The organism is Acinetobacter haemolyticus (assembly GCF_900406815.1).
GTDB lineage: Bacteria > Pseudomonadota > Gammaproteobacteria > Pseudomonadales > Moraxellaceae > Acinetobacter > Acinetobacter haemolyticus_A.
In genome coordinates, this window is record NZ_OVCN01000003.1 from 108,122 (window position 1) to 119,119 (window position 10,998).

A 10,998-nucleotide genomic window follows, 5' to 3' on the forward strand; every position below is an offset into this window, starting at 1 on the left:
TAGCCGTAACCCTACGGGACAGGGACATTTTTGTCCACTACGGCGTTATGTCTTGCAAAAAATAAGCAGCAAACTCCATCCTAAGATAAAATTTACTGCCCTTATATCACTCGACTAAAAAATTAGTTGGTCTTTTCAGTTTGATACGTCACTTGGTAATCGTTTAAATCCATCTGTTTTAAACGTTGTTTTAACTTTTTCAACGACCAAGGCCAAGCAGCAAAGTTTCGACCATTTGCATCTAAATAGTAGCTCTTACATCCACCAGCATTGAAAACAGTGGTTTTAAGATGCTTTTGTACTAACTCATTGTGCTTTTTAATCACTTCAGGTTTGATGTTTAACTTGGCAATACCTTGATCTCTAATTTTCAATAAACCATCAACGATATAATCAAGTTGAGCTTCTGCTAGACCAATAAAAGAGTCATATACCAGAACGTTCGGACCCAAAACCAAGAAAGCATTTGGTACGTTTTCAATGCTTGTACCTAAATACGCTTCTGGAGAACTGCTTTTCCAAAGGTCATTTAAAATCTCACCTTTTTCATTGGCAACACGCTTGCCAATTGGTGGATGAGAGACTTCAAAACCTGTACCCCAAATAATCACATCAACTTCATGACGCTCACCATTTGCAGCCACAACAGTATTACCTTCAACTTTAACTAAACCATGAGGGATCAATTTAGTATTAGGTTGCTGTAAAGCTGGATAATAGTTGTTAGCGAACAATAAACGCTTACATCCAATAGTGAAGTTTGGCGTCACGTTTTTACGCAATTCAGGATCTTCAACTTGGAAGCGTAAAATCAGCTTGGCTAACTCACCGACTGGTTTTAACACAGCAGGATTACGTAAACCAAAGTTAATGGCATTCAATGATTGAGCTACCGCTTGACGCCAAGTTTTTTGGATCAATGGATATTTTTCGATTAATTTTTTACTTACATCACCCAAATCCGTATCAGGCTTTGGAACAACCCACGGCGCAGTACGCTGGAAAACATACAATTCTTTTGCTTTCGGCTGAATTTGTGGCACAAACTGAATTGCTGATGCACCTGTACCAATGACTGCAATACGTTTACCCGTCAAGTCATAATCATGATTCCATCTTGCTGAATGGAACATTTCGCCTGTGAAGCTTTCTAAACCATCTAATTTTGGAATTTGAGCTTCTGTAATTGGGCCCGTTGCGAAAACCGTTGAGCGTGATAAGAACTGCCCTTTATTGGTATCCATCACCCATAAATTACGCTCATTGTCCCATTTCGCACTGAGTAACTCTGTACCAAATTCAATTTTTGAACTTACGCCAAAATTTTCACTCACTTCTTCTAAATAGTTCAAAATTTCAGGTTGACGAGCAAACAAGTGACTCCATTTTGCGCTTGGAGCAAATGAGTATGAATACAAAGCTGACGGTACATCACAACCACAACCTGGATAAGTGTTTTCGCGCCAAGTACCACCAACGCGTGTTGCCTTTTCAATAATCTTGTAGTTGCTATAACCAACTTGATCAAGACGGATTGCTGTCGCAATACCTGAAATCCCTGCGCCTACGATAAACGTATCGTAAATATGCTGTGGGAGTGCTTTTTTGTCAGCAGAATTTAATTTTTTTGCTTGAGCTGTCATTCAAAATATCCTTTCATTTATTTAACTGAAATAAGCATTAATTAACCTAAAAAAAGCTTATCTCAGTAATTAAAATCTTTTCCTAAACAGGTTTTATTTCATTAATCGGTATGATGTACCCAAGAATTTTGCATATAAATTCGGAGCAGTACGCTTCATTAACCAGAATAGTTTTGCGTCAATCTGAGGAATGGTATAAAGCTGATCTTTATCCAAACGGTCTAATGTCAGCTTGGCAACTTTGTCACTGGTCGTGAAGGCCAAGTTTGTCAGTGCATAGTCCAAGATACCCTTGTGCGGTACTTTTCCGTTTTTGATGATATTGGTCGGCACCAATGTTGGACATAACACATTAACTTTGATGTTATGTTTTCTTAACTCAGCTGAAAGCGTTTCAGACAAAGCACGTACCCCAGCTTTAGTCACGTTATAGGCTGTCATTTCAGGTGCCGCAGTATAAGAAGCTGCCGAAGCAACATTGATAATTGCACCACGACCAAGTTGTTTAAACTTTGGTACGAAATAGTGACAACCATGAATCACGCCCCATAAGTTAATATCAGACACCCATTTCCAATCTTCAAGTGAAGTTTCATCAAACTTACCACCCAACCCAACACCTGCATTGTTGATCACAAGTGTTGTTGGATGTTGCATCAATTGTTCTGCTTGGTCAGCAAGCTTTTCAACTTGTTTGGCATTTCCAACATCGCACTTTACTGCAAAAGCTTTCGAACCCAATTGCTCGATTAAGGCAACCGTTTCTTTTGCTGCATCCAAGTTAATATCAGAACAAACGACCGTACCGCCACGCTTCGCCAATTCAAGTGCAAAACTACGTCCAATCCCACTGCCCGCACCTGTTACCACGGCATATGCGTTTTGGCTTGGTTTGGCTTTTTTTCCAAATAGTTTCATATTGGTATTCCAAATTACTGTTTCAGCTTGACCAAGTTATGCAGCAGCTGCACGAACAGGCGGTACAAATTCTTTTAAGAAATACGGTGTCAATAAACCTGTTTCTGGGTTTAATAAACGCTCTTTGTAATATTCCAAGTACTTGGTGGTGTCATGGTCGTTTGGATGGAAGCTCGGACGTAAATATTCCAAGATATGCATAAAGCTACTACCAAATACGCCTCGTTCACTACCAAATAACAAAGCTGTACTTTCTAATACATCTTTCATATAACGTGGATTGATCAAATTACTTGGCTTACGAATAAATGGCATCAAGTAACCACCTAAAGAAACACCACCTAAAATGGTTAAACTTGCAAGTAAGAATCCAGTAATACGAACCCAGTAATCACCCGATAACTCTAGAAACACATCATAAGCAATATCTTTATGCTCTGATTCTTCGAGCATGTGCCACATCCACATCGCACGTTGTCTTTCATCTTGTGAACCAAGTAAATATTCTTCATGCTGCATCATAAATTCAGCGAGTACAGCGGTGTAATGCTCAATACCTGCCATTAAAGATAGCTGCATAGAGTGCGGTAGTTTATAAATTCCGTACTCAAACACTTTATCTGCAATCGCACGGAGTAATTCGACTGGATAACCATTCTCTTTGAGAACTTCATCATTGAATTGATTATGAATTTTTGAGTGAATTGCTTCTTGACCAATTAATGAAGTCAATCTTTGTTTCAAAATCGGATCATTAATAAATTCGCGATGGTGACGAGCTGTCTCAATGACCACATCCTCACCAAAGGTTAAGAAAATCGATAAAGCATGAAAATAAGAAGTCGCCAACTCTTTATTTAAGAAGAACTTCTGATCCAACTCAGCTGGATTAAATTTGAAATCAAAATGACGAATAGGAATTGGAGCCTTGTTCGCTAAATTTTGGACAATGCCTTGATATTTAGTACTAAGTTTGTCTGAAAATACATTTCGAATAACTTGAGCGACCATCGCTTGTCCCCCACAGAGAGAGTAATATAAAAATTAATAGCGGCACATCCAATGAAATGATCAAATTGTCTTTAAGATTATTTCTGCAATTTGAAACATCTCAGCTCTTAAAAAATTTCTAAGAATGTTTGTGCCAAACATTATCTCGATAAAATCTAATACTGGTCTTTATCAAGATATTCGATGCATAGTGCACTAGCAAAATATGACCAACAAGAACCAAATTGCTCATAACGAATTGATCATTTTTGCCACTCGAAAACGATAATTCACTCGTGCACTGCATCGCTTTAAATCAATCAAGCTGCCTGAACTTTAGGTGTAAACTCCTTCACAAAGAAAGGATGTAAAGCACCGCCTTCTGATAACAATTTTTTCTCGTAGTATTTAAAATATTCTGATGCATCATGATCGTTAGGATGGAAATCTCTGCGCAAATAATCAAAGATTCGAGCCTGAGTACTACCGAACACACCATCTTTAGGGCTAAAGATTAATTTCACACCACGTCGAGCATCTTTCCAAAACTTCGCCGTTAACATTTCTTGCGGTTTACGCAAAACTGGAACTAATGTTGCAGAGAATGGAATCAGCCCAAGAATCGTGAAATATGCAAGGAAGAATCCTGTAACACGTAACGCATAATTACCATTCAATGTTTGATAAACATCATAAGCAACATCCTTATGTTCAGACTCTTCAAGCATGTGCCACATCCACAAGGCACGAGTCTTTGCATCATCAGAAAAATAGAAGTTCTGCTCATGCGCCATCATGTATTCTGCTAACACGGCCGTGAAATGCTCGATTCCAGCCATTAGAGAAAGTTTTAATGGTTGTGGGAATTTCAAGAAAATATGATCAAAAAACTTTTCACCAAGAAAACGATACAAGCGCACTGGATAATCAAGTTCAACAATTGCGTCATTAAATTCATTGTGTAATTTAGAATGAATCGCCTCTTGACCAATCAAAGAGGTTACACGTTGTTTTAAAATAGGATCTTTGAGCAAATCACGATGGTGACGTGCTGTTTCAATCACTAAGTCTTCACCATAAGTCAAGAAAACAGAAAGCGTTGCAAAGAAAATCGTTGCAAACTGGTTATTCATATAGAATGATAAATCAATCTGTTTACCTTCAAATCCAATTGCCAAGTGTCGAATGGGTATGCTCTTTTTACTCGCAAAATCGATTTGCTCAGTTATTGGGTTGGATTTAAATAAACTCAAACCTTTGTTCAACGTGCTGCTAATCATGGCTACACCTACCTACTTCACTTGAGCGTCATTTGCCCTTTAATATTCTTTGGATTAGGTTCTTCATTTTTCGTAGAAATTAAAAAATCATCTTCTTTTTAATTTACGAAAAAAGATTCGGGAGAATTTTCTGAACCTAGTTCCCTACTAGAACCAATGTAAACCGATCTTATGTTCGGATTCAATTCGGGTAAAATCGCTTATTTTTCGAGCTTCCATTCTTCTCTTTTTAAATTTCTAGAACATGATATAAATAAGGTAAAATAAAGCAAATATCCAAAATAATTTATATATAACAACAGTATATTTAAAAAGCAAATTTGGTGAAATTATAAAAAAGTTTCCATAATTTCATTTATATTACACATAAAAAATGTAATTTTTAAAAACAGTAATTTTATCTGTTCGGATTATTTCAACCCGGCTTTAACTTTAAACAACCACATGTTAATCTGACAATATGTTCGGATTTTAATAATAATGAATTATGGCTACTCGAAAACCCCGTCAGTCTCGCTCAAAAGTCACTGTAGATACCATTATTGAGGCAGGTTTTATTGCTGTTGCAACGAATGGTACGAGTGGAACAACCACCCGTCATATTGCTGATATAGCTGGGGTAAGTGTTGGTTCCTTATATGAATATTTTAAAAATAAAGAAGAAATTTATGATGCCATGGCTAAAACTTTTGTCAAAGAAGTCCTAGACATGGTGAAAGAGCTCACCCCCATCATTGTTGAAATGGAATTAGAGCCTTTATTTGAAATGATTTTCTATACATTTCGTGATCTGCTCACCCGCGACAATGATCGTTATTTGATTTGTCTACGCTATGCCACAGAACTCAAATATGAACGTTATATTGGTCAGATCGAGATGGCACTGATGGAGGTGCTAATGAAATATATGATGCGTCATCCACGATACTTAAAAGTGAATAACCTGAGCGTCACAGCCTATATCAGTATCAATAGCAGTATCTTCAATGTGGCACGTCATCTCATTTTGCCAAATCCACAAATCACTTTCGATGAAATGATCAAAGGTCTAAGTACCATGATTATTAGTTATATTGAAGCTGAATTGGCCAAAGCAGAAGCCTAAAGAGCAAGCATTCATCGTTCACAACTTTTTCACGTAGCTAGCCTTAAGCTGAATACAGTGAATATAGGAGAACAATGATGTCTACAGTTACAAAGCTTTCGATTGCTGCGCTCAGCGTCATTTCTTTATCTGCCTGCAAAAGCATCCCTAGCTACACTCCTGATTACAGTCAAGCTCGTCAGCAAATCACAGGGATTAACTTGAACGAACAACAAGCGTTGGAAGTAGGTCAACGATTTGTTGCAGCTTTCAATACGCTTGGTACCCCACAGTTTGTTGACACAGCAGGTCAACTCTATGCTGAGCAATTATTTATAAATGACACCTTAGCTCAGTTCTCCTCTAAACCTGAATTACTCAAGCATTTCAGAGGAATGAACCAACGTGTTAGCAATGTCACAGTAAAGTTATTGAATACGACTTATCAACAGGACTCTGCATATGTGCACTGGCATATGTCATACGACTTTAAATTTTTAGGCCGTAACAAAACCTTGTCGTCTTATGGCATAAGTGAAATCAAAATCAATGAGTCAAAGCAAATCGTGTTCCAGCAAGATTACTGGGATCCTGCCAATGGTCTGTACCGCTCACTTCCATACGTCAGTGGGATTTATGCTTGGTTAACGCCTTTTAAGAAAGCGACTTAACAAAATTTAGAGGATATAAAATGCTGATCTTAAAAAGACATTTAGGCTTGTTATCCCTTGGATTGTTTACACTACTAACAACCACAATGAGTCATGCCTCTTTGCAAGCTTGTACTTCAGCGCCTTTAATTGTGACCAAGAAAAATGTGGGCGTTGTGCGTTATTTTGCTGAAGATTGTAATAAAAATTGGCAAGACCAAAGTATTCGTTTAGATTTCAACTACAGTCACGATATTCCTGAATGGGCATTTAAACGGGCAGCTCAACATTTCCTCAAAAAGAATGTTGATAATTATAGTTCTAATTCTCCACTCAATCGTATCACCCAACTTTATCGCCCTGTACAAAAAGGTGATCTTTATCGTCTTGAATATACTGCATCCTCACAAACACTTTCACTTAGCTTAAACCAAAAAGTTTTAGGCTCCATTCAGCACGCGCAAGTCAATCAATATTTTAAAATATGGTTTGGGCAATCCCCATTTAATGCTAAATTAAAACAAGAACTTTTAAATGAATAAATCCAATACAATGCCGAATAAAAGTTATTTCATATTGATGGTTGAAGATCATTACGAGTTAGCCTCAACCGTCTGTGAATTTTTAGAAGAACACGGTTACGTCGTTGATCATGCACGTAATCTCGATGCTGCTCGCCAGTTCCTAAAACAACAACCCTATCACCTCTTGTTATTAGATATCAATTTGCCTGACGGTTCTGGTTATGAACTCTGCGAGTGGTTAAGAACAGAACGCGGGTTAGATCTTCCTGTACTCATGCTGACCGCACGTGATACATTAGATGACAAACTCAAAGGTTTCGCCTCTGGAACAGATGATTATTTAGTTAAACCTTTTGATTTTAATGAGTTAGTTGTTCGCATCCAAGCCTTGATCAAACGCGCCATGGGTGAAGTGTCAAATAGTAAACTTCAAATACATGATCTTATCCTTGATAGTTCCACCCAACAAATCACTCGATCAGGCAAAATCATTGATTTACCGCCAATTCAGTTTAAATTATTAAAAATCCTGATGCGAAACTCACCTAAAGTGATCAGCAAACAAGAAATAGTTATGGAACTTTGGGGCGATGAAGAACCAGAAAGTGATGCGTTAAGAAGCCATATTTATAACTTGCGTAAAATGGTTGATAAACCCTTCGAGCAAAAACTGATCCATACTGTGTCTGGTGTTGGTCTTAAAGTTGCTGTTGCATCAGATTAGTTTAAATAAACCACGACAATCAAACCTGTGGTGAATTCCAAATCAAGCTGTGGATGGGTTAATAGATAAAATTGGCGATCATATAATTCTACTCGCCACCCCAGCTGCTTGCATAATTTTTGTACCAGTTGTAAACCAATGCCATGCCCTTTGGCTTTGAGCTGCAATTGTCGATCCGAGAGTTGTTGTACTTTTAAATCATCGGGTAATTTAATTCCTATGCCATTATCCGCAATCAAAATGCTGTTCTTTTGTTGGATAATGTGAATATCTGTGCCTTCAGAATAGTTAAGCGCATTACGTAATATATTACTAAGGACCATTTTGGTCATCGAAGGATATAACCCACGTAACTGCTCGCCATCCTCTTTAATCACATGGATCTGCATCCCTTTTGACTGACTTACCGACTCTAAATCAAATACCAAATCCTGCACGATTTCAGAGAGCTTGGCTTGTTCGATCGTCAAAGTATTCGTTGTATTTCTAGCAATCGCCAATAAAGTTTCGACTAAAAGCTGCATGTCCTCAATGGTATTTTGCAGTCGAGTGAGAGCCTTATCTTGTCCATAACGTGCCTGACATAACTGTACATTTCCTTTTAAAATCGTAAGGGGTGTACGTAACTCATGGCTAACATCGCCTGTAAACTCACGTTCTCGCTGGATAAACTCACTCAAGACCACATGATATTTTTCCAAAGCTTGCTTTAAATATTCTGCTTCCATATTGCCATTTGTAGAAATATCCTGAAATGGAGAAGCTTCTTTGCTCTGATGTTCCCAATCTATCTGCTCAAGTGCATTTGCCAAACGGGTGATTGGAGAGAAATAACGACGCGCACGGCGATTTGACCACCATAAAAAGCTATATAGAATAAATAAGCTAAACATCAATGGCGCAAGACCAAATAGCCACACTAGTTTATTCACATTACTTTCGCCAAAGACCAATAACACATGCTGACCATTACGTTCGCCATAGACGGTCATGCGTTCTTTACCATCAATGAAGATACGGTGCACACCAGATTGGAGGGACATTTGTCTAAATGGCTGCGGTGGAATATCCGTCATCCAGCGATAACCATACAGATTTTTGGTATCAGGTAAATCTGCATTGGGATTTCGCTCTATACGCATCCAATAATGTGCCATTTCCTGTTCTAAGGCAGTTTTTAATAACGAACCTTTGATCACCCAGGCACTACATGAAATCCCGATGACGATCGACAGCGCAATTAAACCAATCTGCAACCAATAATGGCGACTGAATATCTCACCTAAAGCATGCGATTTTTTGGTTGCAGTGGTTGTTTTTATCATATCAACTCAATCATTTATGGGGTTAATCATTTATTATTTTTAAATAAGAAATGGCCAATCACCCACTCCTGCCCTTGCTCAAAACCAAATAACTCAGCACAAGCCATGAAGAATATACGCCAACGTTGCCACCATGCAGCAGCATCTTGCCCATAGACTCGTTCAAAGATTGGTTTTAAATACTGTTGTTGTCGATCCATATTTGCCAGCCAGGCATTTGCAGTCTTTTCATAATGACTACCTGACCATTGCCATTGCTGGGTTAATTCTAAATGTTGTTGGAAATGTAAAAATGTTGATGTCGCTGGCATTAAACCGCCAGTAAAAAAGTATTTTGACATCCAATCATATTCACTTTTGATCTCAAAAGGATAATGCATAAAACGATGGCAGAAAATATGGCACCACAATAAACCATCTGCTTTTAACCACCTGTGGATTTTTTCAAACAGTTTTTCATAGTTTCGAACATGCTCAAACATTTCCACTGAAACAACTCGGTCGAAACGATTCGAACTCAACTCAAGTACATTCACATCACAGGTAAGCACTTCTAAATTATTTAATTTACTTTGCGCTGCTTGCGATAAAATATGTTCCCGTTGTGTTGCGGAGTTTGAAACGGCGGTAATTCTGGCGTTTGGATAATGCTCTGCCATCCATAGTGTTAGTGAGCCCCAACCACAGCCTAGCTCTAGAATATCTTGCCCATCGTGTAATTGCGCACGCTCACAATATAATTGCAATGCAAACTCTTCCGCATCATCTAGATTGGTTTTTTCATGTGGAAAATAACAGGCACTATATTTTAAGCGTTTTCCAAGTACAGCCTGAAAAAACGCTGTCGGCAATTCATAATGCTGCTCATTGGCAATATCTGTGGCAATCGCAATATCACTTTGCTTGAGCATAGCCAACACATCCATATATCGTTGTGCGGACTGTTCAGGATCATAACGTCCTTCCTGAATTAAGCGTTTTTTACTGAGCGCACGAATTGCCGCGCGAATGGCTTGATCAGGAACGATTCCTGTCTCTACCAATTTTAATGATTGTTGAATAATAAAGTCCATGTGCGCACCTACTGTTTGGGTTTCCACGGAATAAAAATAGAAGTCCGTTGTTGATAGTCGAGATAATTTTGCCCTCGATTTTTTAGGGCTTGTTGTTCACTAAAAGGAATGCCAGTGATGTAATATAAAAATAGCCACATCAATACAGGGTAAATCCACAGCAAATACTGTCCTGCTGCTAGACCTATGATTGGATAAGCAAACCAATGTAACCATTCAAAAAAATAATTGGGATGACGTGAGTAACGCCATAAACCCTGATCCATTGTTTTGGCATGATTGTTAGGATTTTGCTTAAATCGGTACAGTTGTTGATCTGCAATCACTTCGCCACAAAATGCGATTAGTATGACTACACCAGCAATCCATAAGTACCAACTTGTCGAATCACTCCATTGCGCTAGAGGTGTATTTAGTAAGATCACCATAGGAAACGAGAATAAAATTGCCAATCCCGCCTGAAACATAAAAAAAGCAAAAAAGCCCAAGTGCTGATATCTGCCCATCGCACGGCGCATATTGGCATAGCGACGATCTTCAACTTGTTCATCGAGATAACGTCTTAATAAATGTCCGGCTAAACGTAAAAACCAAATCGAACTCAGGATTCCAAGAAAACATCGAACCGCAAGTGGAGCATGATCTTGAATCAGGGCAGTTAATCCAACGTTGAGTGCGATACAAAAACTCCATGCTGCATCAACTACTCCAGCACGAGAGTTCACACTTGCCCATAACCAGCAGCACAACATGATCGAGACATTTATCAGTAGTAGTGTCAACATGG

11 protein-coding genes are annotated in these 10,998 nt (G+C 38.4%); 4 read left to right on the top strand and 7 right to left on the bottom strand.

Annotated features, from left to right (window positions below; translation table 11 throughout):
* Positions 1 to 122: 122 nt before the first annotated feature.
* The 4 genes from DK207_RS03040 to DK207_RS03055 form a co-directional block, all read right to left on the bottom strand.
* The gene (locus tag DK207_RS03040; protein WP_109439926.1) at positions 123 to 1,643 is read right to left on the bottom strand and encodes a flavin-containing monooxygenase; all 1,521 of its coding nucleotides are present in this window, start codon (positions 1,641 to 1,643) and stop codon (positions 123 to 125) included.
* A gap of 93 nt (positions 1,644 to 1,736) precedes the next feature.
* Positions 1,737 to 2,561 carry an SDR family NAD(P)-dependent oxidoreductase gene (locus DK207_RS03045; protein ID WP_004953592.1) on the bottom strand — a complete coding sequence of 275 codons (825 nt, stop codon included), beginning with the start codon at positions 2,559 to 2,561 and terminating at the stop codon, positions 1,737 to 1,739.
* A gap of 36 nt (positions 2,562 to 2,597) precedes the next feature.
* Positions 2,598 to 3,572, bottom strand: a complete 975-nt coding sequence (locus DK207_RS03050) for a metal-dependent hydrolase (RefSeq protein WP_109439927.1) — start codon at positions 3,570 to 3,572, stop codon at positions 2,598 to 2,600.
* Positions 3,573 to 3,871: 299 nt separating this feature from the next.
* The gene (locus DK207_RS03055; protein WP_004953589.1) at positions 3,872 to 4,831 is read right to left on the bottom strand and encodes a metal-dependent hydrolase; all 960 of its coding nucleotides are present in this window, start codon (positions 4,829 to 4,831) and stop codon (positions 3,872 to 3,874) included.
* A gap of 487 nt (positions 4,832 to 5,318) precedes the next feature.
* Between DK207_RS03055 and DK207_RS03060 the strand changes: the two genes are divergently transcribed.
* The 4 genes from DK207_RS03060 (at position 5,319) to DK207_RS03075 (ending at position 7,813) form a co-directional block, all read left to right on the top strand.
* A complete protein-coding gene (locus tag DK207_RS03060) occupies positions 5,319 to 5,936 on the top strand; it encodes a TetR/AcrR family transcriptional regulator (protein ID WP_109439928.1) in 618 nt (205 codons plus the stop codon).
* 77 nt (positions 5,937 to 6,013) lie between these two features.
* Positions 6,014 to 6,586, top strand: coding sequence for a nuclear transport factor 2 family protein (locus tag DK207_RS03065; RefSeq protein WP_109439929.1), 573 nt, complete (start codon positions 6,014 to 6,016; stop codon positions 6,584 to 6,586).
* A gap of 20 nt (positions 6,587 to 6,606) precedes the next feature.
* Positions 6,607 to 7,107, top strand: a complete 501-nt coding sequence (locus DK207_RS03070; RefSeq protein ID WP_109439930.1) for a chalcone isomerase family protein — start codon at positions 6,607 to 6,609, stop codon at positions 7,105 to 7,107.
* 10 nt (positions 7,108 to 7,117) lie between these two features.
* Positions 7,118 to 7,813 carry a response regulator transcription factor gene (locus DK207_RS03075; RefSeq protein WP_171293619.1) on the top strand — a complete coding sequence of 232 codons (696 nt, stop codon included), beginning with the start codon at positions 7,118 to 7,120 and terminating at the stop codon, positions 7,811 to 7,813.
* On the opposite strand, the gene DK207_RS03080 is transcribed toward DK207_RS03075, so the two are convergent.
* From DK207_RS03080 to DK207_RS03090, 3 genes are read right to left on the bottom strand one after another with little or no spacing between them, the layout of a single operon-like run.
* Positions 7,810 to 9,138, bottom strand: coding sequence for a sensor histidine kinase (locus DK207_RS03080; RefSeq protein ID WP_109439932.1), 1,329 nt, complete (start codon positions 9,136 to 9,138; stop codon positions 7,810 to 7,812). The genes DK207_RS03075 and DK207_RS03080 overlap by 4 nt on opposite strands.
* Positions 9,139 to 9,164: 26 nt before the next feature.
* Positions 9,165 to 10,211, bottom strand: coding sequence for an SAM-dependent methyltransferase (locus DK207_RS03085; RefSeq protein ID WP_109439933.1), 1,047 nt, complete (start codon positions 10,209 to 10,211; stop codon positions 9,165 to 9,167).
* 8 nt (positions 10,212 to 10,219) lie between these two features.
* Entirely contained in the window at positions 10,220 to 10,996 is a 777-nt protein-coding gene (locus tag DK207_RS03090; RefSeq protein ID WP_109439934.1) for a DUF1295 domain-containing protein, read from the bottom strand.
* Between the last annotated feature and the right edge of the window lie 2 nt (positions 10,997 to 10,998).